We start from the raw sequence: 25,582 nt of genomic DNA, 5'->3' as shown, positions 1-25,582 counted from the left end.
CGATTGACAATCTGATTGAGCTGGGATACATTTTCCCGCAAATCTTTGATTTCTTTTGCCATGGCCACGCGGGACGTGGAAACGTGATTCCCCTGGCCCAGTTTGATGCTGACGCCGGCATTGAACATGTTTTCTCCGCCGCCAAAGGATCCACCGATACTGAACATGGTGTCTTCGTTCGGCCGGTAGTACGCTCCGACAGCCGCCGCATTGGCACCACGGTAATGACCGTAGCCTGCGGCAAAGTCCCACTTGTCATCGGGGTCGAAGTCCAGCGGATGGAGAGCTGCCAAAGCCGCCGATCCGGCACCGACGCGGTCTACGCGGGTTCCCAGTTTATTCACGGCTCCGCCCAGGTTGGAAATAGCCTGGCCTGCGGCATAGAGCTGGCTGCCATTGACGGCATCGGTCGAATCCGGTGTCACCGCACCCGGTGCGACGCCTTCAATCTTGTTGCCGCCCATGTTGACGTTGCCCTGTTTGATGGTGATGTCCTGATGGCTGCTGTCGCCAGTCTTGACGGTAAGGCCACCGTTGTCAATAGTCGTGTTGCCCGTAGTCACACTGTCCAGACCTTTGAGGTCTTTAGCCAAACGGATGTTCAGCGTATCATCAGCACCTTTGACGATGCCAATATTGTTTTCTTTGCTGACATCTTCCGCTTTGACGCCACCCTGGATTTTCAGGGTATCGCCCATGCCTACTTTGACTTCTTTCCCATCATCGCCCTGGAATACGCGGCCGCTGTTCACCTTGTCGCTTACGGTCTTCAGCTGATCTTCCGTAGCGGCACGGCCACTCTGGATGTGTTCTCCATCCCATTTAGTATTGTCCAGGCCATTCAGGTAATTGCCTTCTGCCGGGTTGCTGTCGCCAGCTGTATTGGCTTGTTGGCCCAAGGTCAGGGTCTTGTCTCCGGAACCGATGGTTACCTGACCTTTAGAGCCATCTACGGTGACTTTATTGGCCCCGTCACCAGCCGTGACTTTGGCCCCGTTGCCATCGATGACAACTTGTTTGGTCTTGTCCTGATCATCACCCAGTGTGATGTGGTCATTCAGATTCACCGTATGGTCGTCCTTCACGGTGATGTTCTTGCCGCTCTTGGACTTGACCGCCTCAGCCGCCTTGCCGGCTTCATCTCCGGCAATCTGTTTCACATCGCCGATGCTGGCCGCGTTGTTGTCAACGGGATCAGCATAATGCTTTGTGCTGTCAAGACCACTGGCGATGTTGGTAATCTGCTTGGCCCCGCCATCGATGCCGTCCTGGGTGATGGTGATGTCACCGACTTTAACTTCGTTGGTCTTCACCCCATCTTTATCGATGGTCGTTTCACCGGCCTTGAGGCTGCCGTCTTTGCCCAGGTTCACATCCTTCTTTAAGGATACTTCCAGAGCATCGCCTTTCACCTTGGTTTCGATATTCGTGCCATCGCCCTTGACGGCAATGGTGCCGCCCAGTTCTTTCTTCACCGTGCCGCCTTTTTCATCGGCCAGGCCAAAACCACCTTTTTCTTTACCGGAAATATCCGTGATGGCCTGACTCAGCTGGCCTTCCGTTGCGGCCCGGTCTGCCACGACGTTGCCTGCATCCCACTGGGTATTGTCCAGACCGGTGATGTAGTTGCCCTTGGTGGGATTGGGGTTGCCATCTTTGTTATTCTGCTGGCCGATAGTAATCTTATGTGCTGGATTGCTGTCCGGGCCTACGGTGATGGCTTCGAAATCCGGCCGATTGGTCATGACGATTTCCAAACCATCTCCTGCTGTATTCTGGCGGACACCCAGGTTCCGGCGGGATACCCGGCTCTTGTCAGCCAATACCTCCGGATCATCGATGCCACCTTTGATGGACAGGGTGTCATTGAGTTTCCGGGTAACTACCTTGCCGTCGTTGCCCACAAACTTCAGGCCGTCGTCCAGGGTAGCCACTACATGGTGTTCTGTGCCGCCCTTATCGTCTGTTTCATCATAGATCAAACGGGTAATGCCATCTTTGCCAGGCTGGCCGTCCGCGCCGGGGATGCCGTTCTTGCCGTCAGTCCCTTTGGCTCCCACTGTCTTGATGATGGTAGTCACCTTGCCGTCAGCCCCGTTCTTGCCGGTAATACCAATCTGGCCGTCATTGCCATTCTTGCCGGTAGCCGTGATTGTCTGGGTCGTCAGGTCGTCCGCCAGTTTAAACGTGACTTTGCCGTCTTCCGCTTGGGTCACGATCTGACCCTCCGTACCGCTGAAGGTGACCGCTTCGCTGAGCTTGTTGCTGCCTTGGGTATTGTTGTCACCCTTGTATTTCAGGATTACACCTTCAGCAACTTTCGTAGTATCAACGGACAGGTCATAGTCATGGCTGGTGGCATTGGGATCATTGGCATTCTTATCCACTACGGAAACACTGCCATCGGTGGATTTCACCGTAGTCCGGCGTCCATCGGCGATTTTTTTCACATCCCCGATATTGGCGCCGTTGTTATCCTCGGCTGCAGTATACGTATTCCCCAAGCCGCTGCCCATGTTGGTGATCTGGTTCCCCGCAATGGAAACGGTAGTCTTGTTGATGGTAATGGTACCCTTACCGCCGTTCCCTGCTTTATTAATGGTCAGACCATTGCCATCCACAGTGGTATCCCCGGTCTGTACACTGGTAAGGCCTTTCAGTTCCTTGGCCAGACGGATTTCCAGTTTGCCGTTGGAGGTTTCGTCTGCTGCTTTCGTAGAAACCACGCCGATGTTGCCATCCGTAGTGGCCGTCAGTTTTGCCGTATCGGTCTGCCCGCCCAGTACATCCAGCTGGGTGTTCAGTTTCCGGGTCACTACATCCCCGCTGTCGCCCTGGAATTTCAAGCCGTCATCGAGGGTGGCTCCCTGATGTTCCTGGCCAGCCGGATTCTTGTAGACGATGCGGGTCATGGTTTCCCCATCCTTGCCGTCGACCCCAGGTCTGCCCGGCTTGGTCCAGATATCCACCATGCCGTCTTTGCCGTTGAGGCCGATATGGCCTTCGGCGCCGTCCACGCCATCTTTGCCGTCGATGCCTTTGAGGGTCACTCCATCTTTGCCATTCTGGCCTTTGATAGAGATCCCGTCTTTGCCATCGATGCCAATGCCGGACTGACCGTCTTTTCCGTCAATGCCGATATGGCCCGGTGTCACCGGCTGGCCGCCTTTCCCATCTTTGCCGGTAACGGTGATGGTCTGGGTCATCAGATCATCTGCCAGTTTGAAGGTGACTTTGCCGTTTTCCGCCGTGGTGACGATCTGGCCCTTCGTGCCGTTGAAGGCTACCGTATCCTTCAGCTGGCTGGTGCCCGTACCCGTATCCCCGCTGTAGTGCAGTTCGGATTCAGCCGCCAGACGCTTCACGTCGCCGATATTGGCGGCATTGTTGTCCGCATTGTAGGTATAGGTCTTGTTGCCCTCCCCATCATCAGTGATTTCCGAAGCCCCGCTGGCCATATGGCTCACCTGAGTATCCACTGGGTTCCCGGCCTCATCCACGGCTTCAAAGGTCACGTGGGTCTTGTCCACCTTTCCGTCCTTCATGTCGTACTTCACGGTCCGGTCGTAGGCTTCGTCCACCTTCGTCTTGGATGCGATGTCCTTAATGGTGATGGTCTTGTCCGGATACTTGGGATCATTGGTATGTTCCGTATCCCGGACCGTCAGTGTCAGTTCTCCATTGGTAGCGGTGTAACTGCCGTCATCCGTATTAGGATTCCGGACCAGCTGATAATCCGTACGTACGGTATTGCTGTCGGTGATGGTCTGAGAAAGCTTAGCCAGCTGATCCTCCGTAGCTGCCCGGCCGCTCACGTATTCCGGATCCGCCACATTCCAATCCGTATTGGACAGGCCTGTTGCATAGCTGCCTGCAGAGGGATGGTTGTTCTTATTGGTGGTGAGATCCGTATTGCTGAAGGCCCCGATGGTCAGATTCCCGGCTTTCAGGGTACCGTCAGCATCCAGATTCACATGTTTCGCCAGGCGGACATAGAGCTTGCCGCCCTCGTTCTTCACCCCGATGTTGTTGTCCGTCAGGCTGTTCAGGGCGGCTCCCCCGATGATATCCAGCTGCTCGTTGAGCTTCTTGCTGATGACTTTCGTGGTATCGTTCTGCCCGTCGTCCCCGGCGAATTTCAGGCCGTCCTCCAAGGTAGCGACCGTATGGAGATCTTTTCCATCGGTGCCGTCCTGTCCGTTCTGGTAGACGATCCGGGTAATATCCGTGCCGTCCACGCCGGGTTTGCCGTTGATGCCGTCTTTCCCCGGCTGGCCTTTTTCGGTGCGGATGAAGGTGGTGGTGATACCGTCCTTCCCATCCTTCCCATTGATGCCGATGGTACCGGCAGCTCCGTTTTCTCCCGCTTTCCCTGCCTGGCCGACGGTGACGCCATCAGCAGAGATATTGCGATCCATGAGTACATGGATGGTGGTCGTGCCGTCTGCATCCTGTTCCACAGAAGTTATCAGATTCTGGCCGGAATACTGGTCAAGCGTCTTGGTGCCAGCACCTTTAATGTTGATAGTACTATTCAGCTTGTTGCCCACCGGGTTGTCCGTCTTTCCAGCTGCAGGGGCATTGGCACCGAATTTCAGGCCGTCATCCAAGGTAGCCACCGTATGGGTCGTTGTGCCCGGTTCTCCATCTTTCCCATCCTGATAGACAATACGGGTGATACCGTCAGTGCCGTTGACACCAGGTTTTCCATCGGTGCCATCCGTGCCATTCTTACCGATAGTCCGGATGATAGTGGTCACCGTACCATCTTTACCATCCTTGCCATTCAGGCCAATCTGGCCATCTCTGCCATCTTTGCCGTTGACCATCACCGTATCAGCCGTCAGGGCTTTATCCAGCTTGATGGTGATGTTGCCATTATCGTCCACTTCGGTGGTCACGTTGTCTGCACTGTAGTCATGGCCGGTGACGGGATCAACGCCCTGGACTTTGATGGTTCCGCCCAGTTTCACATTATGGACCTTGCCATCGGATGTCTTTTTCGTATTGGCATCGAAGTTCAAGCCCTTGACTCCATCCAATCCGGAAATGGTCACCGGCGTATTATTGCCGGCCGCATCCTGTACTTGCAGGGTCACTTCACCCTGTTCATTGACTTTGTAGACTCCCTGGCTGCCATCGGCCGGATTGGCAATCAGGTGTTTTTCCTTGTTCAGGAGATTGGTCAAATCCACGTCAAATGTGACCGGGTTCCCTTCTGCATCCTTTTCGTTGCGCGCAATGGTAAGTGTCTTTCCGTCTGCAGAAACAGTACCGCTGGCAGCATAGTAATCATGGAGACCATCAATAGAAAGCGGCTCATCCTGATTTTTCAGAGTCAGTTTCAAGCTGCCCTTTCCATCATTGACACTGGTGGTATCACTGGCGTCATGTTCCCCGTTGTACTTGATTCCGCCCCCGGTGACGAATACATCGCCGGCTACGGTGCCATTTTTGATTTCATCGGCTACGATTTTCAGCTGATCTTCTGTAGCCGCCCGGCCGCTCTGGATCTTTTCGCTGTCCCAATTGGTATTCTTGAGGCCCGTAATGTAGTAATCCACATTGGGATTGGCACTGGGGTTACCATCTGCTTTCAGGCCGCTCTGCTGGCCGATGACAATACCGCCGGTATCTCCGCCTACACGGACGCTGGCAAAACGCACATCATCCTCCGTGGCCACAGTGACATCATCGCCGCTGCCGGTAATGGTGATGTTCTGGCCCTGCACAAAGTTGACTTTCGGACTCGTCGGCGTCACAGCTTTCTGCTTTGTGCCATTGACATCCAGTTCCCAGCCGGCATTGACCGTGTCAGATACCGTCTTGAGCTGGTCTTCCGTAGCTGCCCGGCCGCTGACGATACCATTGCTATCGGGGTTCCAAGTCTTGTTTGACAGGCCCGTGACAAAGGTTCCGTCTTCTGTCTTAGCCTTGTCGCCATCCTTCTTGGTGGTAGCAACGCCAGTCTGATTGCCGATGGTCACGCCGCCGATGCTGCCCTTGCCGGTTCTGCCATCAAAGCTGACTTTATCGCCAGCCGTAATAGTGCCCTTCGTGCCGTCGATGGTAACTTTCTTGTCGGCATCGCTGCCCAGGGTGATGCTGTCGTTGAGCTTGACCGTGTTCTTGCCGCCGGCGGCCGCATCATTGTAGGTGACGGTGATGTTGGAATCACCGGTGAGCTTGGCTGCCTCCGTGGTGCTGTTGGCAATATTCTTCACATCGCCGATATTGGCCCCGTTGGTAGTGATATCGTACTGGTTAGTAACCTTATTAATACCACTGTCCATATTGGTGACCTGATTGCCACCAAAGGAAATCTTATCCCCGTTGATGACCACGTTCTTGGTTTCATCATTGGCATCGTTGGTAATCGTAATGCCGCTATTATTCTGGACGGTCTTGCCCGTGGTGACAGAAGTCAGGTCTTTCAGGTCCTTGGCCAGTTTCACCGTCAGGGTATCAGTGCCGTTAGAAACCACGCCGATGTTGCCATCGGTGAGTTTCCCTGTTTCTTTCACTCCGCCGTTGATGGTGGTCTTCTGGTTCAGGGTCCGGGCAAAGCCGTTTTCATCCAGTTTCCCGTCGCTGGTGATATCCCCGGCATAAATCTGGCCGTCATCCAGGGTGGCAATATCGTGGCGTTTATCCTGAGCATCTTTGTACCCCAGACGGGTGGCCTTGGTTTCATTGTCAGACGTAGTGATGTTCTTGCCGTCCGTCAGGGTCTTATCCCCATAATGGACGCTGGTGTCCGCCTGGGCCGCTTTGCCGTTATGATCTTTCTTATCAGGATTGCCTGTATAGATCACATCGCCGGTGGTCACGGTAGTAAAGGTGGGTTTTTTATCCATGAGGATGGAGATGTCGCCGTTTTCGGCAATGCGGGTCGTCAAGTTGGCCGTGCTGTAGTCGTGGCCGCCGGTTTCATCGCTGGCCTTGATGGCGATGGTATCCCCCAGGCTGCGTTTCACTACTTTGTAGCCCTTGTAGTTTTCGCTGGTGTTAGAAGCATTCTTGGTGTTGGTGGTGAAGCTCAGGCCTTTGGCAATGGTATTGGTATTGTTGGTAATTTGGTTCGTGTTATTGGTAATCTTGGTGGTATTGCCGCTCACCGCATCGGATACGATCCGCAGTTCATCTTCCGTAGCAGCCCGTCCGCTCACATAGGTAGGATTGTTAACGGTCCAGTCTTTGTTGGTCAGGCCCGTTACATAGTCCCCGGCTTTGGCATAGCTGATGGTGGGCTGTCCATTCTGAACCGTAGGCAGCACCCCATCGGCATAGTGACCGATTTTCGCCGTGCCGGCCGTAACCGTATTGAGGCCGGTGAGGTCCTTGTTCAGTTTGAGTTCCAGTTTGCCATTGTCCCTATCCTGGCTGGAAACGACGCCGATGTTGTTGGCTGTGACCAGATTGTCTTTGTTGGTTTCTCCGCCGGTAACACTGAGTTTCTGGTTCAGTTTCACGGCTGAAGTGGTTCCCTGGTCGCCGCTGAACTTCAGGCCATCATCCAGGGTAGCGATGAACTGGGTGGAACCGTTGGTGATATCCCCGTATTCCAGCCGGTTGAATTCATTGGCTTCGTCAGCCGGATATTCCTTGCCGTCCTTCAGGTAGGTGATGCCGGAACTGATGGCATTAAAGATATAGGTAGGAGTCCTTCCGGTATTATCGAACAGAGCCACATAGCCGCCCGTATCCTGGCCAACGCCCAGGACTACCTGACGCTGGTCGTTGGTGCCGTTGTTCTTGACCACGGACACCGTAGTCCCATCGATTTTCACGGCTTCTTTCACGGGGTACGTATCTTGAGATCCCGGAGCCGTCCGGAACTGGGCCACGCTGTTTACCACCAGGCTGCCGCCCTTGTTTTCTTTCTGTTCCCCAAGGACCACATCCTTGCTCAGGGATACATCATAGTTAGCCTGACCATTGGTGGTACGGGTTAGTTCCAAATTGCCACCTTTCACTGCCTGGTCATCGGCCGTGGCGTGCGTACCGCCCACAGAAACGGTGGTGTGCTTTGCATCCACTGCCTTCAGCTGGGCCACGTTCACGGCGTCCGTATCCAGAGAACCTGCGGCCACGCCGGTAATCTGACGGGTCACGGTGCTGTCATTGCCCACGGCAATGGCATTGTCCGTAGCTTCCCAGGCAGAGCCAGTAGAAGCACCTTTTGCATAGACCGCTTTTTCTTCGTCTTTGGTGAGTGCACTGTACTTGGCACGGGTAGTCACAGACCCTTTGCCCAGGGCGATAGAATCATCCAAAGAAGCTGTTGCACCGCCAACAGCCAAAGAGTTCTTCCCACTGGCCGTGGAGCCCACGCCGAATGCTGTAGAAGCTTCGCCGGAAGCGATGCTGTTTTCGCCCCAGACAGTAGCATTGGCATTGCTCAGGATATGATAGCCGTTGGCACCGGCATTAGCCTTTTTCAGCGTTACGTTCGTAAGCTCCTTATCGCCGACGGTCACCTTACCGTCACTGCCAATGGTAGCACTGCGGATATTGCCGCGGTAGTCACGGATATAGGTATTGCCATCCATTCCCTGAAGCAATACGTAGCTGTGGGTTTCCCCTCCAGGAACGGTGTAGGTTACGGATTTTGTATGGCCGCTGCCATCCAGATAGGCCAGGTTGCCGCGGGCGTCCATCTTTTCACGGGAAGTCTCGATGGGATTGCCATTTGTATCTTTGACAACACGGCCATTATTAGGATTTGTCTGATAGATAATATTGGTATAGGCACCGTTTTCGTCCAGCACAGCGCCGGCTACGTTATCGGTGCCAAAAGCGGCCGTATTCATGCCGGCTGCTACGGTGCTGTTGCCGAAAGCGGTAGAATATTCACCCAAAGCTTCCGTGCGGTTGCCGAAGGCAGTGGAACCATAGTTATTGGCTACTGCTTCATTGCCAAAGGCCGTGGAATTCTGTCCGGAAGCAGTTGCCAGCTGGCCGAAGGCCGTGGAGTTGGCACCAGAAGCAGTAGTGCGTTCGCCAAAGGCGGTAGCCCGTTTTTCCGTAGCTGTGGTCAGCCAGCCAAAGGCCGTGGAATTGGGACCGCTGGCGCTGGTCCGTTCTCCAAAGGCAACAGAGTTGGCACCTTCGGCAGTATTTCCTACAGCTTCACCCGTAGTATCCGTATTGGAACCACCAAAGGCCGTTGCATAATCTCCTTTTGCCTTGGCATACTGACCAATGACTGTCGCACCTTTGCCTTCTGCGGTCGCACCAGTTCCAATGGCTACGGCGTTTTCGCCTTTAGCTTTGGCATTGACGCCCGCAGCCAAGGCATTCGTCCCTTTGGCACCGGTATTGTTGTAGTTGCTATCGTTGGTTGTATCCACTGAATTCACGCTGTAATCGTGGACGCCGCTGCCACCGGTTCCGCTTCCTCCACCGCTGTTATTGACCAGATTGACCACCTGTTTCAGCTGGGCCACGTTGACAGCATCCGTATCTTCCTTCCCGGCGGCTACATTGGTGATCTGCCGGGTCTGCTGAGCATAGTGGACATTTTTCGACCCATCCCAGACATCATGTTTAGAAGAACCTACGGAAACGGCTGCCAAAGTGGAATTCCACACCGGATCAGAACCAGCATTGTGATTTTTATTATTGCTTGCCGGGTCATATCCCCCCTGATTGTTGGCTTCCCGGTCTGCATAGGCTTGGCTGCCCAGGGCTACTGCATCATGGATGTTCATCTTGACCCGGGCGGAATCCCCGATGGCCGCCGAAGCCTGCCCCCCCCTGTTCGATGGTGGCATTGTGCCCGAGAGCGATAGCACCTCCATTTGCCGTATTCTTAGTATTAGCACCCCAACCCATGGCGATATCATAGACCGTATCTGCCGTGGTATTGGAACCGATGGCGATGGCCCCGATGTTCTTCATATCGGTAGAACCACTGTTGTTGCCGGTAGTGGCTTTCGTCCCGATGGCGATGCTTTCGCCGGCAGCAGAGTTTGCCTGATGACCGATGGCAATGGCACCTTCGTTATTATCACCATTGTTCCCGGCATAGGCTTCATTACCTAAAACGATACCATTCTTCATATGAACGGAAGCTTTAGTACCAATAGCAATGGAATCAGTGGCCCCATTGTTATTATTCCCTGTCGTATTGACCGACTTCCCGATGGCGATACTTCCGTCGTGGATGGAGTTGCTGTTCAGCCCCAGGGCCAGGGCATTCTTTTCCACCGTATTGCCATAGCCGATGGCGATGCCGTACTCTCCATCTCCATCATTCGTATTTTCCCCGCTGATTTTGTTATGACCGCCCAGAGCCAAAGCATAGGCCCCGGTCACCGTATTGGTATCGCCGAATACCGCATTATAGCTGCCCTCCACGGTATTATTGGACCCCAGTACATGTGTATAAGTTGCTTTCGGCGTGGTACCCCCGTTCCGCTGCTGGCCGTCCACACTGTTGCCGTAGCCGATGGCTGTGCTTTCATCTGCGCGAGCTGTATTGTTGACCCCCAACATAGCCGTGTAATAGCCATTGGCATCGTTTGTATGGCCAATAGCAGTACTAGCGTACTTGGCCTTATTATCTTTGCCGATGGCTACGCCCATATAGTCGGTCACGCTGTTTTCTCCGATGGCCACACTGTATTCCTTGGCATAGGACTCATGGCCGATGGCTACAGCCGACCGACCTTCTGCCGTCACATCACTGCCCACGGCCACCGCATCGGTGGAATCGATGAGACGGTCAACAGTCAAAAAAGACGTTTTGATATAATTCCCAGTTGTATCTCTAACATACTGTCCGTTGCTGTCCTTGACATATTGAGGTGTTGTGGTGATGCGCCCTTGTTCATCCAAATAATAATAAGCATCATTCTGCTCCCTCGTTAATCTGCCATAGGCATCTACATAATAGCTGCCCACAGAATTCAGGACTTTGGCCTTGTTGCCGATGGCCGTGGAATGGTCTCCTTCGGCCACATTGTCTACACCTACTGCGGTAGATCCGCTAACATAATAGGACTTGCGTGTCCTATCGTCATTCAAATAATTAGCTACACTATTATAAACATTCAAAGCTTGATTATAGGCTTCCTGGTTATAATTATAGTCTGCCAATGTCGGCACTTTTGTCCGGACGTTATATTCGTCATCCATGTACTGGCCTGGGGTCAGTTTATAGACTTCCACCTGTTTGTCATCATAGGAACCGGTGTTGGGGTTGTAAACCTTTACCGTGATCCATTCCGTATCCAGCTTCTGATACGCATAGGATTCATCCCCACTGATAGGTTTCTTGGTCTCCGTGGAATGGGTGAATTTGCCGATTCCATTCCGTGTGCCCAGCGCCACATTTTCTGCCTGCTTATCCGACCGTGCATTATCGGTCTTGGGATCCTTCTGGATGGGAACGACTTCATTGTCCTTGCCCATAATCAAATTGCCCTGGGAATCATAAGTAGCATAGGCATCGCTTCCTTGAGCTGTTGTATTATTCTTGTTCTCGATATTTACCGCCTGGTTAGCAGACGGATTCCCACTATTCGTGGCTGTCGCTGCCTGAGCCCAGTCCGGAGCAACAAGGAGCGATGTCGTCAGGACAAAAGCTGCCAGGACGGCGGCTTTGCGGGCGCACTCACTTCGGCTGCGCGTACCATGAGCCGAATCATGGCTTTTCGCCAGTTCTGATACGACGATATAACAATTCCGTACTTTACTCCAAATGACCTTGTAAATTTTGTTCATAAAGCTTCCCACCTTATTTATAAATTTGTGATATAAAATTCTTTATCGTTTACGCTTACAATATATTTGTCATATTATTGTAAAAAAATCATTATTATTTTAGACCTCAATCTGAGGTTAGGGTCAAATATCATTTTGTTTGTTTTATTGATAAACTAAATATAATATAAATATAAAATAATAATGATATAATAATCATAATCCATGAATAAGTAGTATTTCAGCAGGACAAATATTCAATATACACTTGTGTTTTTTCTAATAGTCGTATAAATAATAAAAATATACGAACAATACTACTACACTATTTTGTTTTAATAATAACTAATAGATATTTAACTCTATCCTCTATGTTTACGTTTTACGTTTAACGTTGTTATAAAATGATATGTTCTTATAAAAATATTATACATAGATAAATAATTATAATATACAATGCACATACACTGTTACGAAATCTACTATCTCTACATCATCATCGTTATAAAAAGTCAAAATTTTCTCTACTTTCGTTGCATTTACCACCTGTCAAAGGAGATAAAGTATGATATAATGAATCCAGTCCGGAGTTCTTTCAAAACGTTCGGAATAGAATTTTTAAGGAGGAATTCACATGCCAGTTATTACCAAAGACACAGGTATCATCGAAGCTGTCCAGAAATATCCGCAGATTGTGCAGATATTCCAGGCTTATGGTCTCGGATGCATCGGCTGCATGGCCGCTCACTTCGAAACAATCGGCGAAGGTGCCGGCGCACACGGCATTGATGTAGACGCTCTGATTGCAGATCTGAACGAATGCATCGCTGACAGCAATAAATAAGTAAAAAAACGCGGCATAGGATACGTCCCATGCCGCGTTTTTTCATGTAGACATACCATGCGCCGGAGCTTCCCCTCTCCGGCGCATGGTATGTTATATGGATGTATATAACAGTATCTATGGAAATAAAAGAAACAAGGCCATTGATGCTACTGCATCTAAAATCAAAAAACGGACCATCTTTACAGACAGTCCGTTTTATTGCTTATTCAAAATAAATAACTGCAGCAGCCAGTCCGATAATAACAACCGTTGTCAGCAGTGGCACAGCTTTTTTCAGTGCGTTCATGATTACACTTCCTCTCCTTTGGTTCTCAGGATGTTTTCTGTTTGATACGTTGAAAACGGGGGGCGGGATCCAAAGAAGCTGTCTCCTGTTCTGACAATAGAAACATAGCATTTCTGGGAATCAATTCTACAGTACTAGGATACTGATTGATAAATAAGATAACTAAATATATGATTTCTTTCTTTTCATAAATTCATTATAAACCTTAGAAAAAAATTGTCAATCAGTAATGTAAAGTATGAGTAAACTATATAAAAACAAGACGAGTTATGCTATGCAAGCATGCAATAATCAATTCAGCCCAGTATGCCTGACTTTCATCTTCTCCATTACAGCATCATAGATAAAACATTTGTTCTGCTTTTATGATATACTTAATTCGTGCTAGATTTCGCGCGCAATCGTTAACAAAAAATACTTCTGAGGAGGTGAATACCCTGGGCAGAGAAATGGAAAATGGAGCACGGAAGAATGCCCGGACGGAAGATTTCATAGCTAAAAGGCGCTGTCCCATGAAGACAGCGCCTTTTCGTGTACTGTGATTATTTTTTCAACGCACAAATATCCATATACGTCTCTACGACCTGACTCATAGCCTGTTCAGCTGCTTTTGTCATTTTTTCGAAGCGTGTATTGGGATCCGTATGACTGGCAAGGAAATCCCGTGCAGCCTGGATACCTGTCGTCGATACTTCCGTGTTCACATTGATTTTGCGGATGCCCCGTCGGATAGCTTCCTGCAACAACGGTACAGGAATTCCCGAACTGCCATGGAGAACCAGAGGCACCGCAACAGCCTTCCGGATATCATCGAGGCGGTCCAGATCCAGACTGGGCGTCCCTTTATAAATGCCATGGGCATTCCCGATGGCTATGGCCAGGGCATCGACACCACTTTCTTCCGCATACTGGCGGGCTGCAGTGACCGTCGTATATCCTGTACCAGGGACGACACTGCCTGTGCCATCTTCTTCATTCATATAGCCTAATTCGCCTTCGACACTGACATGGAGATCATGAGCCAGGCGAACAATGGCCTTCGTATCTTCAATATTCTCAGCCAGCGGTTTTGCTGACGCGTCGAACATGACAGACGTAAATCCTGCCCGTAAGGCGCGCAGGATATTCCGCTGACTCCGGCAATGGTCCAGATGAAGTACTACCGGCAGCCGGGCATCGCGGACATACGACTGTATCAGAGCGGCTGCCGACTCAATCGGCATATGACTATCATAGGATTCGCCAAACGCAATGATGACGGGAGACTCTTTTTTCTGTGCTGCCTGCCAGACCGCCTGGACGGATTCTACATTATAGACATTAAAGGAAGGGACAGCTACATTTTTCTCTGCGGCGTAACGCAGCATGTCCCGGAGATTGATAAGCATAACAGGCTCCTATCTCAGGCGTTCATCATGGCCACGACATCACGCAGGGTAGTCACAGCCCCGACATTGCCCGGAAATACGACATAGCTCATGCCAGGGAATTTGCTTTCCTGTCCTGCTTTCCACGCCGGGATACCAGGAGCTACCTGACCGAGAACCAAGGCTTTCTTGATGGACAGGCCCTTGGTCGCCACATCGCTGGACGTAATGCCGCCTTTGGCAATGATGAATTTCGGCTGTACGGACAGGCGGGTCACGATGCTGACCAGAGCGTCTGAAATCTTGACAGATACGCGGAGAGATTCTTCTTTCGTGTCCATTTTCAGCAATTTTCGCCCGGTCATGACGGCTGTCGTAATGCCTTTTTTCAGGTTATCTTCCGTCTTATCGATGACGCGCTGGATTTCTGCTTCCAGTTTTTCATCGCTTTCCAGTACCATGAGATGATTGAATTCGATGAAATCGATATTATCCAGCTCTTTCAATTTTTCCAGCTGCTGGGTAGTCTTTTTGACGTGAGAGCCGATGACGATGAGACCGCCATTCGTATTGCCGGCTACGACCAGTTCTTCTTTCGTCAGAAGCGGTTTATCCGACACGCCGCCCAGTACTTTTGTCAGAGCCGCCGCAGAACGGAACATGAAATGGCGTCCTGCTTTCATCGCTTTAAGCAATGCCAGGGCAAATACTTTGACATCGATATAGTCGGTGCAGTTGACGATGACTTTGTTGAAATCATGGACTGCTTCGAGCTGGGCCGCCACTTTATCTATGTTGCCGGCCCGCAGGTCTTCCAGAGCAATGCAGGTAACGCTGTCTGCCTTATACGCACCGCCCGTTTTTTCTTCGATGTATTCCGGCATGGTCGCCGCCGTATAGCCAAAGGTGCTGTCCTGGGCAAATTCCGTTTCGTTAGCCGGGACCAGATATTCCCCTTCCTGTACGTAATGAACGTTGCCAATAGTGAAGCGGCCACCTTCTTTAAAGAAGGGCATCAGGACTTCCCCATCAATAACCGGGGCGCCATTGGCTTCCAGTGTATCCTTGAGGACCTGCGTTTCCAGTGGATAATGGCCGCGCAGCGTAGAATCACTGCGGCTGATGACGATAAAATCCTTACCGGTCTTCTTGGCAATAGCCGATACCCGCTGTGCTATCGTCTGATGTACTTCTGTCGTGTGCTGGCGGGAGAAAGCCCGGGAGTTAGTCAGTACATAAAATTCCGAATTGGCTTCGTCAAACCCCTGGGTCAGGGCATCTTCCGTCCATTCCGTATATACGGAAATATCGTGCACTGTCTGTGTTCCCGTAGGATCATCATCGAGAACGACGATTTTTTTATGGAATTCCTGTAATTCTTTCAGCAGTTCTTTCGTGATTTCTTCTTCATTTACCTGTACGGCCGGAAGGGTACGGAATACTTCTTCTTTTAATACTTTTGCCATGATTGTCTCCTCTTCTGCACGCCTTATTTTTCTTCTGTTTTAACGGTAACACCGGAAATCTGTTCATAGAACTGAACGTAACCGGCATGATCGTCCATGATGTGGCCAGATTGTTTAAGGCTGAGCTGGATCTGCTGTACGATTCCGGACAGGAAGAGCGGTACCTGCAGATCGCGGGCTGTATTCATGACGTTGGTAATATCTTTCAGGTTGACTTTAATTGTACCGCCGGCTTTAAAATCGCGGTTGAACATCTTCGGCGCTTTTGTTTCCAGAACGGTACTGCCAGCCAGGCCGCAACGGACAGCTTCGAACACTTTTTTCGGGTCAGCGCCGGCTTTCTGGGCCAGTACCAGGGCTTCTGCGACGGCGCAGATATTGACATTGACCATAATCTGATTAGCCAGTTTCGTGACAGAACCGCTGCCGGTCGGACCGACGACAATCCAGCTGGAGCCCATGGCTTCGAAAGCATCTTTGATTTTTTCAGCAGCTTTTTCATCTCCGCCAATCATAAATGCCAGTGTCCCGTTGATGGCGCCTTCTTCGCCGCCACTTACGGGAGCATCGAGGAAGGGGCAGTCCTTGGCAGCTGCCAGGTCACGGCACTGTTTCGATTCGATGGGAGAAACGGAGCTGCAATCGACGACGACCGTACCTGCATCGACACCGGCCAGAATGCCGTCTTCTTTCGTAAGGACGTCCTGTACGATAGCTGCCGTCGGCAGAATGGTAAATACGGCATCTTTGCCTTTTGCCAGTTCTTTGACCGATGCGGCCGATTTGCCGCCGGCTGCGACGACTTCATCGACCAGTTCCTGTTTCAAGTCGGATACGGTAACATCAATACCGGCCTTCAACATATTCATGACCATCGGTTTCCCCATGATTCCCAGACCTACAAACCCTACTTTTAACATAATAATGACCTCCTTGACCAGCAAATATAATAACTAAAATTTTAATTGTCTGCTACTGTTTCAGCGGCATGCAGAATTTCCCTGGTAACCTGCATATGCTCTTCGAACGCTCTGACTGCACCTGGTTCATCTCCGGCATGCAGATAGGTCAGAATACGTTCATGTTCCCTGATGGCCTTCGCCATACGGTCGGCATCATGGAGCGAATGGACCGTTGCCTGTTCCTGCTTCGTATGGATCATGTCAGAAACCTGCATCAGGTACGGATTTTCTGTAAAGGCGACCAGCAGCCGGTGAAACGCTACGTCCGATTCGGAAAATTCATACTGGTGATGTGAATCCGCCGCTTCCTTCGTCTGTTCGATGCACCGTTCCAGCTGATGCAATGCTTCCTGCCCTTTTTCAGAGCGGTAATCACGCACGAGTTTTCGTATGCCGAATTCTTCAATAGCCAGGCGGGCCTCGATGATTTCTTCAATATCTGCTGAGGAAATAGCTTTGACGCCAAAGCCGCGATTGCTGTAAATTTCGACCAGATTTTCATGCTTCAGGAGTTGTATCGCTTCCCGTACGGGTGTCCGCGATACTTGCAATTCGTCGGCAATCATCTGTTCAGAATAAATTGTGTCCGGGACAAGAGTTCCCCGGACGATCGATGACTTCAGATATTCATAGACCTGTTCCTTTATGGAAATCTTAGTTATCACCATATGAATCACCTCCTCATCGTCTTTACTTGTATGTAGCATACTACTCTCTTGCATCTGTGTCAATACTCGTATCTATATATGTTATATAAAATTGTTATTCTCATTGCATAATTCTAAACTTTCAAACATGGGTATGCTAAATCACCTCCACAAATATACCAGAACCTGGTGGCCATACCGGCGCAAAAAGGACTTGTCGTCAGCGACAAGTCCTTTTGTTTCCGGTATTTCCGGAGAGATATTATTCTTTTAATACAGCGGCGCAACGGGCACATAATGTCGGGTGATCCGGATCCGAACCGACACTGGCATCATGTTTCCAGCAGCGTTCGCATTTTTCGTGAGACGACGGTTCTACGACAACCTTCGTATCTGCATGATGTTCACCAGCCATAGCATCAGCCGGAGCATCACCTTTTACGAGGTTGACTTCACTTACGATTAGCAGCGTTGCCATGCGGTTCTGCCACTGGCTGAGGAAGTCGTAATCTTCGCCATCGGCATAAATCGTAACGGCTGCATCGAGAGGATGTCCGATCTTATGGTCTTTACGAGCAACTTCCAGAGCACGCATGAAGTCGCTGCGATAGGACAGAAGTGTGTTCCACCGTTTTTCCATATCTGCATCGAGATATTCCGGATGTTTTTCCGGCCAGTCCGTGAGAAGTACGCTTTCTTCTTTGCCTTCTACAGCGGGCATATTCTGCCATACTTCTTCCGTCGTAAAGGACAGGACCGGTGCCAGGATTTTAACCAGCGTATCGAGGATATGATACATAGCAGTCTGGGCACTGCGGCGGATCTTAGCATCGGCTTTTTCCGTGTAGAGACGGTCTTTGATGATGTCAAGATAGATAGCACTCAGATCGACAGTGCAGAAATTGTGAATAGCATGATACATGACGTGGAACTGGTAGTTTTCATAGGCATCGGTTACTGTTTCCAGAACCTGTTCCATGCGCATGAGTGCCCACTTATCCAGTTCGGACATGTTTTCATAAGCAACGGCATCGGTTGCCGGATTGTAATCAGCCAGATTGCCCAGGAGATAGCGGAAGGTATTGCGGATTTTACGATACACATCGGAAAGCTGCTTCAGGATTTTCGGCGAAAGGCGGATATCACCCTGATAGTCGGCAGACGCAACCCAGAGGCGCATGACATCGGCACCGTATTTTTCGATGACTTCCTGCGGAGCAACCGTATTGCCCACAGATTTACTCATCTTACGGCCTTCGCCATCGACGGTAAAGCCATGGGTCAGAACCTGACGATAAGGAGCGATGCCATTGATGGCAACGGAAGTCAGCAGGGAGCTGTTGAACCAGCCGCGATGCTGGTCAGACCCTTCAAGGTACATATCGACGGGATAACCGGAATCAGGGTCATTTTTCATGACTCCCTGATGAGTGCAGCCCGAATCGAACCAGACATCCATCGTGTCTTCTTCCTTGCGGAATTCCGTGCCGCCGCAGTGCGGGCACTTATAGCCTTCGGGAAGAAGTTCTTTGACATCATGCATCCACCATGTGTTGGAGCCTTCTTCAGCAAACATCTTCTGCAGGTGAGTAATAGTTTCATCGTTGATGATGTGTTCGCCACAGTTCTTGCAATAGAAGATTGGGATAGGCACGCCCCAGACACGCTGACGGGAAATGCACCAGTCACCGCGGTCGCGGATCATATTGTAGATGCGGTCGTGGCCCCAGGACGGAATCCAGCGGACTTTATCGATAGCATCGAGAGCTTCCTGACGGAATCCATCAACAGAGGCAAACCACTGTTCTGTTGCACGATAAATAATCGGTTGTTTGCAGCGCCAGCAATGCGGATACTGGTGACGGAACGTGCTCTTGGCAAAGAGGGCATTGATTTCCGCCAGTTTTTTGATGACCGGCACGTTGGAATCAAATACGAACTGGCCTTCAAAGCCGGGAACCTTATCGGTGTAACGACCGGTCCCATCAACCGTGCCCAGCGGCTTCAGGCCCCAGGCTGCATATTTCATGCAGACATTGAAGTCGTCTTCGCCGTGGTCCGGAGCCGTATGGACGAGGCCGGTGCCGGCTTCCAGCGTGACATGATCACCCAGGATAATCGGCACTTTGCGATCTGCATAGAGCGGATGCTGGAATACGAGGCCTTCCAGCTGTTTCCCTTTCATGACATCCGGCAGTACTTCGTAGTCTTCTACCTTCCCGGCCTTCATGGTCGGTTCTACCAGATCTTTGGCCATGAGCAGATATTCATCACCAATCCGGACCCAGACGTAGTCGAATTCTTCGTTGGCGCTGATGGCAACGTTACAGGGAATAGTCCAGGGCGTTGTCGTCCAGATAAGGGCAAATACCTTTTCCGGATCGGCACCTTTCGGCATATGGCAATTGAGATCTACCGACTTAAATTTTACATAAATGGAGAAGGATTTATCGTCTTTATATTCGATTTCCGCTTCAGCCAGTGCCGTTTCACAATGAGGGCACCAGTATACGGTCTTCAGGCCTTTGTAGATATAGCCTTTCTTGGCCATTTCTCCAAACACACCGATCTGGGCAACTTCAACCGGTTTCTGCAATGTCAGGTATGGGTGTTCCCAGTCACCGAGGACGCCAAAACGAATGAAATCTTTACGCTGCATATCGACGTTCTGAAGAGCGTATTCGCGGCATTTGGCACGCAGGTCGAGCGGTGCGATTTCATGACGATTGAGTCCTGTATCTTTGATGACGGCGTGTTCGATAGGCAGGCCGTGTGTATCCCAGCCGGGAATATATTTCGTATAATGACCAGTCTGGGTCTTGTATTTCAGGATGAAATCTTTCAGGCATTTATTTAATGCATGGCCGATGTGGAGTTTGCCATTGGCATAGGGAGGGCCATCATGCAGGATGAACTTTTTGCAGCCCTGTCTCTTCTTCAAGCGTTTTTCATAGATTTTGTTTTCCTGCCAGAATTTAATCATATCTGGTTCGCGTTTTGGCAGATTGCCGCGCATAGGGAAATCGGTTTCTGGTAAATGAAGCGTTTTACCGTAATCCATTATATATCCTCCTTCAAAAGTAAAAAAATAACGTCTCCATCCCAAAGGGACGAAGACGTAATCACCGTGGTACCACCCTATTGACTGCTGTGCAGCCACTCTCATAGCACGATAACGGCGCTACCCGTCAGCCGGAACGCGGCTGCGGCTCCCAAGTGATCCGCCTGCAGACTCTCTTTCCCGGGCTCACACTATCCCCGGTTCGCTGTCAAGAAGTATCTGCAGACCGTCTTGTTCATTGCTTTTCCATATATCCGACATTTTAATAGGTTGTCCCCCGTTTGTCAAGAGGTGAATGTATCATCCCTCTTTACTTCAGTACGAGCGATCCCGGTTCCAACAGAGACTGGAGTTCCTGATGCAGCGTTTCATCAGGGGTAATCCAGTATTGTTCGTTGGTCAGTATGGTCTTGCGGCTTCCCATGAGATGGAAATAGACCTTGACCGGTCCCGGATATTTTTTCAGGACAGCGGCAATGGTCGAGCTCAGGTCGGTCCGTTCCAGATGGGCCGGGATTTTAATGAACAATTTCGTCCCTCCCCCAAGCTGCCACATGGCACCGGCATGAACGGCTGCACGGGGACTGGCCACGGGGGCACCTTCCTTCGCTTCTCCTAGTGGCGCAATACTTTCGGCAATGACCTGAGTACTTTCATCGTTAATATCCGCCCGCCCGGTGATGCGCACAGCCAGATCGGCCGCCGTCAGACTGCCATAACGCCCGTACGTCTTGGGAAATACGACGACGCTGACCGTATGGGTATAATCTTCCAGGGTCAGGATGGCCATCGTGTCTTTCCGCTTGGTCAGGACCTGCCGCCGGGCCGTAATCAGACCGCCAATTTCCATGACCCGTCCGTCGTACTGCTCCTTATGTTCCCCGTACAGGGCCGATAAGGGCGTCAGTTTATCCATGACATCGTGAAAGGCATCGAGGGGATGGCCGGAAAAGTAAAAGCCATCATACTCTTTTTCCATAGCCAGCCGCATTTCGATGGGATATTCCGGTACATCCGGATAAGTCAGTGACGATACCTGTTTTTCTTCTTCCATATCAAACAGACCCATCTGCCCTGAATCGCGTTCTTTCTGATAGAGCGAACCAAGGGCCATGGCCTGGTCGAGAACGGCCATGAGCTGAGACCGGCGCTTGCCAAACGAATCCATTGCCCCGCATTTGATGAGACTTTCCATGGCCCGTTTATTGACCACGTGGAAATCAACACGGCTGCAAAAATCTTCCAGTGACTGATAAGGACCGTCCTGCTCCCGCTTATTCACGATTTCCGTGATGGCGTTCTGGCCTACGCTCTTGACGCCGGAAAGGCCAAAACGGATGCTGTCTCCCTGTACGGAAAACATATAGACGCTGGCATTGACATCGGGGGACAGGACCGGCACACCATGGCGTTTGCATTCCTGGATATAATAACTGATTTTGCTGATATCATTGATGACACTGGTCATAGTGGCCGCCATGAATTCCGGGCGGTAATGAACTTTCAAATAGGCCGTCTGCCAGGCAATATAGGCATAGGCAACCGAATGAGATTTGTTGAAGCCATAGCCGGCAAAATAGACCATGAGGTCGAATACTTTATTGGCAATATCATCAGGGATATGATTTTTCTGTGTGCCCGTCAGGAAATTCTTGCGCTGTGCCACCAGGATTTTTTCTTTTTTCTTGCCCATGGCACGGCGCAGGAGGTCGGCCTGTCCCAGGGTGAATCCGCCCATAGCGGAAGCAATCTGCATGACCTGTTCCTGATACAGGATGACACCGTACGTATCTTTCAGGATGGGTTCCAGCAGTGGATGGAGATAGGTCACCTTCGTTTCACCGTGACTTCGTTTGATGAAATCCGTTACCATGCCGCTTCCCAGAGGTCCTGGCCGGTACAGGGCCACGGTGGGGATCATGTCTTCAAAATGCGTCGGCGCCAGTTCCTTTACCAGGTTGGTTATGCCTTCTGATTCCATCTGGAATACGCCGGCCGTATCTCCTTCGGTGAGCAGTTTCCCTGTTTCCGGGTCGTCGAGGGGAATGGCATTGATATCGAGATCGATACCGCGGTTAGCCTTGATGAGCTTGATCGTATCGCCGATAACGGTCAGCGTACGCAGGCCGAGAAAGTCCATTTTCAGTAGTCCCAGTTCTTCGACGAGGTCTTTATCATACTGGGTTGTCAGATAGTGTTCTTTTGAGAACTGGACCGGTACATAGTCATCGACAGGAGCAGCGGAAATGACGACCCCGGCTGCATGGGTAGACGAATGACGGGGCAGTCCTTCGAGGATCTTCCCATACGTTACGAGCTGATGCACCTGTTCGTCCGTTTCGTATTCACTGCGGAATTCCTTGCTTTCATCGAGTGCTTTATCGAGTGTAATGCCCAGTTCGGCCGGCACCATTTTAACGATGCGGTTTACCTCACTGAGAGGCATATCCATGACCCGACCTACATCGCGCAGGACGGCACGGGCTGCCAGTGTACCAAAGGTGATGATCTGGGCAACATGGTCCTGACCGTATTTCTGCGTAACGTAATCGATGACCTTGCTGCGGTTTTCATAGCAGAAATCCATATCGATATCGGGCATGGTGACCCGTTCCGGATTAAGGAATCGTTCAAAAAGGAGGTGATATTTGAGCGGATCCAGCCCGGTAATTCCCAGAAGATAGGCTACGACAGAACCGGCAGCTGAACCACGGCCGGGACCGACGGGAATGTTATGATCCCTGGCGAACTTGACATAGTCCCAGACGATTAGAAAATACGAGGGAAACCCCATGGTTTCAATAACGCCCAGTTCGTAATCGAGCCGTTTCCGCACTTCATCTGTCACGGGATGGTAGCGACCGGGCAATGCCTCTTCACAAAGTTTGCGCAAATAGGAGGTATCGGTTTCGCCTTCCGGTACGGGAAATTTGGGCAGGTGCCGTTCATCGAAAGAAATCGTCACATTACATTTATCGGCAATTTCCAGGGTCGTATCGAGTGCTTCCGGCATATCGGCAAACAAAGCCGCCATTTCGTCGCCGTCTTTCATGTAAAATTCATCGTTGGAAAAACGGAAATGGCTGGGATCATCCAGCGTAGATCCGGTAGAAATGCAGAGTTTGACTTCCTGTGCCGGAGCATCGGTTTTGTAAATATAATGATAGTCGTTCGTCGCCACCAGTTTCAAACCGTACTCCCGGGCCCAGTCTTTGAAAACATGGCGCACCAGCTTTTCTTCCGGCAGTCCGTGATTCTGCACTTCCAGATAGAAGTCCTCTTTCCCGAATATGGACACCAGTTCTTCCAGCGCACGCCGCGCCCCCGCTTCGTTGCGATTGATGAGATCCTGCTGGATCTGGCCTTCAATACATGCGCTGAGAGCGATGAGTCCCCTATGATAGGTTTTCAGCAAGTCATAGTCCACGCGGGGACGGTGATAATTATTTTCCCCGTCGATAAACCCTTTAGATACAATTTTTATTAAATTATGATAGCCTTCATTATTTTTAGCCAGCAGAATCAGGTGGCAAAGCCGTTCCTTTGCAGGATGGTCCATGCGGCTGCCCCGTGTCATGTAGACTTCACACCCCAGGATAGGTTTGATTCCCTGGGTCAGCGCTTCTTTATACAGGTGGATGACGCCGTACATATTGCCATGGTCGGTAATTGCCACGGCCGGCATATCCAGTTCTTTAACCCGGGAAACCATGTCAGGGATGCGGCACATGCCATCAAATAGGCTGTACTGTGTATGTACATGGAGATGTACAAAAGGTCTCATATCATAAAATCTCCTTTTATCAGAAAAAACGCCCGGCCGGGCGTTTTACTCTTTAACGAATGTTTTTAAAATCCGTGGCAGGTATTTTCCACACAGCCAGATATCTTTATGATGATGCCGTGTCTGAGACCATTCATAAATCAGGGTGCGGATAATCATAAACAGATACTCCGTCGCTTCTTCTGCCGAAATCGTATCGTCGAATGTGCCAATGCTCTGGGCCACTTTAATGAAATTGAGCATATTATTGTAAAAATCGATGGATAAATAGCTGTGTTCCGTATCGTAGATATATTCAAAGGTCCGGTATACATTATAAGCGAAAGCTTCACCGGCATTGGCCCACAGATCCCCATACATGTCGATTTCCTTGAACAGATGCTGATAGGGTTTCCTGGCCTTCTGCACCACATCCTGCGACAGATTTGGCATGGGTGTCCGGGCAATGGAAATACATATCTGCAGCAGCAGGTCTTCTTTATTTTTAAAATGATAATATAAAGACCCGATGGGGAGCTTGGCTGCCGTACTGATTTCTTTCATGGAGGTCTTTTCATAACCGTTGTGAGAAAACAGATTCTGGGCTACGTTCATAATATACTGGCGATTCGCTTCCGTCTGCAATTGTCGTTTTGTAATGTGTTTAACTGTCATAGATATCCTTTCCCGCTCTCCTGATATTTATTTATTATATTCTAGAATCAAATTTCGTGAATTGTCAAGAACTTTTTAAGAATATGACTCTATGATCTGATTGCAAAAAAACATGCAGCCCTGACGTATCAGGGCTGCATGCCGGGAGCGTATATGCTGCTGCGTATTACTTTCTGTCTGCCAATTCCTTGTAGGAATCGAGTCGGTCTTTCATATCTTTTTCCGTACGTTCGTAGAACTGTTCCGCCTGTTCCGGGAAGACTTTCTGCAACGATGCATACCGTACTTCTCCCAGGAGGAAGTCCTTCAGATCGCCCTTGGGATCTTTCGAATCCAGGGTGAAGCCGTTCTTGCCGGCTGCTTCTACATCCGGGTTATACCGGTAGAGATGCCAGTATCCGTTCTGTACGGCTTTCTTTGCTTCTATCTGGCTGAAGCCCATGCCCTTCTTGATGCCGTGGTTGATACACGGTGCATAGGCGATAATCAGGCTCGGTCCCTTATAGGCTTCGGCTTCCTTGATGGCCTTGATGCACTGGTTCATGTCAGCACCGAGGGCTACCTGGGCTACATAGACATAGCCATAGGTCATAGCCATGCGGCCTAAGTCCTTCTTCTTCGTCCGTTTGCCGCCAGCTGCGAATTTCGCAATGGCACTGGTCGGCGTCGCTTTCGACGACTGGCCGCCTGTATTGGAGTAGACTTCTGTATCCATGACCAGGACATTGACATCTTCATCCTGGGCCAGGACGTGATCCAGGCCGCCGTAGCCGATATCATAGGCCCAGCCGTCGCCGCC

11 protein-coding genes are annotated in these 25,582 nt (G+C 50.6%); 1 reads left to right on the top strand and 10 read right to left on the bottom strand.

Features of this window, described 5'->3' with window-relative positions; all coding sequences use genetic code 11:
• On the bottom strand, nt 1-9,713 hold a 9,713-nt coding region (locus B4H10_RS02965), incomplete at its 3' end, for a YadA-like family protein (RefSeq protein WP_292018141.1).
• Nucleotides 9,700-11,730: an ESPR-type extended signal peptide-containing protein gene (locus B4H10_RS02960; RefSeq protein WP_292018140.1), complete on the bottom strand. Its 2,031-nt coding sequence runs from the start codon at nt 11,728-11,730 to the stop codon at nt 9,700-9,702. The genes B4H10_RS02965 and B4H10_RS02960, both read right to left, overlap by 14 nt.
• Nucleotides 11,731-12,343: 613 nt before the next feature.
• On the opposite strand from B4H10_RS02960, the gene B4H10_RS02955 reads away from it, so the two are divergent.
• The gene (locus B4H10_RS02955; RefSeq protein ID WP_059075327.1) at nt 12,344-12,553 is read left to right on the top strand and encodes a DUF1858 domain-containing protein; all 210 of its coding nucleotides are present in this window, start codon (nt 12,344-12,346) and stop codon (nt 12,551-12,553) included.
• 831 nt (nt 12,554-13,384) lie between these two features.
• Here B4H10_RS02955 and B4H10_RS02950 read toward each other — a convergent pair.
• The 8 genes from B4H10_RS02950 to B4H10_RS02915 form a co-directional block, all read right to left on the bottom strand.
• On the bottom strand, nt 13,385-14,230 hold the full coding sequence (locus B4H10_RS02950; protein ID WP_292018139.1) for a class II fructose-bisphosphate aldolase: 846 nt from the start codon (nt 14,228-14,230) through the stop codon (nt 13,385-13,387).
• A 14-nt stretch (nt 14,231-14,244) separates the two neighbouring features.
• On the bottom strand, nt 14,245-15,675 hold the full coding sequence (locus B4H10_RS02945) for a four-carbon acid sugar kinase family protein (protein WP_113855658.1): 1,431 nt from the start codon (nt 15,673-15,675) through the stop codon (nt 14,245-14,247).
• Nucleotides 15,676-15,698: 23 nt separating this feature from the next.
• The gene (locus B4H10_RS02940) at nt 15,699-16,595 is read right to left on the bottom strand and encodes an NAD(P)-binding domain-containing protein (RefSeq protein WP_075581271.1); all 897 of its coding nucleotides are present in this window, start codon (nt 16,593-16,595) and stop codon (nt 15,699-15,701) included.
• 41 nt (nt 16,596-16,636) lie between these two features.
• The gene (locus tag B4H10_RS02935) at nt 16,637-17,305 is read right to left on the bottom strand and encodes a GntR family transcriptional regulator (RefSeq protein WP_159897780.1); all 669 of its coding nucleotides are present in this window, start codon (nt 17,303-17,305) and stop codon (nt 16,637-16,639) included.
• Between the two features lie 241 nt (nt 17,306-17,546).
• A complete protein-coding gene (gene ileS / locus B4H10_RS02930) occupies nt 17,547-20,345 on the bottom strand; it encodes an isoleucine--tRNA ligase (RefSeq protein WP_292018138.1) in 2,799 nt (932 codons plus the stop codon).
• A 310-nt stretch (nt 20,346-20,655) separates the two neighbouring features.
• Entirely contained in the window at nt 20,656-24,129 is a 3,474-nt protein-coding gene (locus tag B4H10_RS02925; protein WP_292018137.1) for a DNA polymerase III subunit alpha, read from the bottom strand.
• Nucleotides 24,130-24,174: 45 nt separating this feature from the next.
• Nucleotides 24,175-24,783, bottom strand: coding sequence for a TetR/AcrR family transcriptional regulator (locus tag B4H10_RS02920; protein ID WP_292017319.1), 609 nt, complete (start codon nt 24,781-24,783; stop codon nt 24,175-24,177).
• A 166-nt stretch (nt 24,784-24,949) separates the two neighbouring features.
• The coding region (locus B4H10_RS02915; protein ID WP_292018136.1) for a thiamine pyrophosphate-dependent enzyme at nt 24,950-25,582 on the bottom strand (633 nt) is incomplete at its 5' end.

Source organism: Megasphaera sp. UBA4382, from assembly GCF_002391155.1.
In the GTDB taxonomy this organism is placed as follows: Bacteria; Bacillota; Negativicutes; order Veillonellales; family Megasphaeraceae; genus Megasphaera; species Megasphaera hexanoica.
This window is presented reverse-complemented; position numbering and strand designations above follow the sequence as displayed.

What these genes read in the sequence shown, in the direction of transcription:
- B4H10_RS02960 (WP_292018140.1), bottom strand. Translation starts at nt 11,730, where the DNA reads ATGAACAAAATTTACAAGGTCATTTGGAGTAAAGTACGGAATTGTTAT.
- B4H10_RS02955 (WP_059075327.1), top strand. Translation starts at nt 12,344, where the DNA reads ATGCCAGTTATTACCAAAGACACAGGTATCATCGAAGCTGTCCAGAAA.
- B4H10_RS02950 (WP_292018139.1), bottom strand. Translation starts at nt 14,230, where the DNA reads ATGCTTATCAATCTCCGGGACATGCTGCGTTACGCCGCAGAGAAAAAT.
- B4H10_RS02945 (WP_113855658.1), bottom strand. Translation starts at nt 15,675, where the DNA reads ATGGCAAAAGTATTAAAAGAAGAAGTATTCCGTACCCTTCCGGCCGTA.
- B4H10_RS02940 (WP_075581271.1), bottom strand. Translation starts at nt 16,595, where the DNA reads ATGTTAAAAGTAGGGTTTGTAGGTCTGGGAATCATGGGGAAACCGATG.
- B4H10_RS02935 (WP_159897780.1), bottom strand. Translation starts at nt 17,305, where the DNA reads ATGGTGATAACTAAGATTTCCATAAAGGAACAGGTCTATGAATATCTG.
- ileS (WP_292018138.1), bottom strand. Translation starts at nt 20,345, where the DNA reads ATGGATTACGGTAAAACGCTTCATTTACCAGAAACCGATTTCCCTATG.
- B4H10_RS02925 (WP_292018137.1), bottom strand. Translation starts at nt 24,129, where the DNA reads ATGAGACCTTTTGTACATCTCCATGTACATACACAGTACAGCCTATTT.
- B4H10_RS02920 (WP_292017319.1), bottom strand. Translation starts at nt 24,783, where the DNA reads ATGACAGTTAAACACATTACAAAACGACAATTGCAGACGGAAGCGAAT.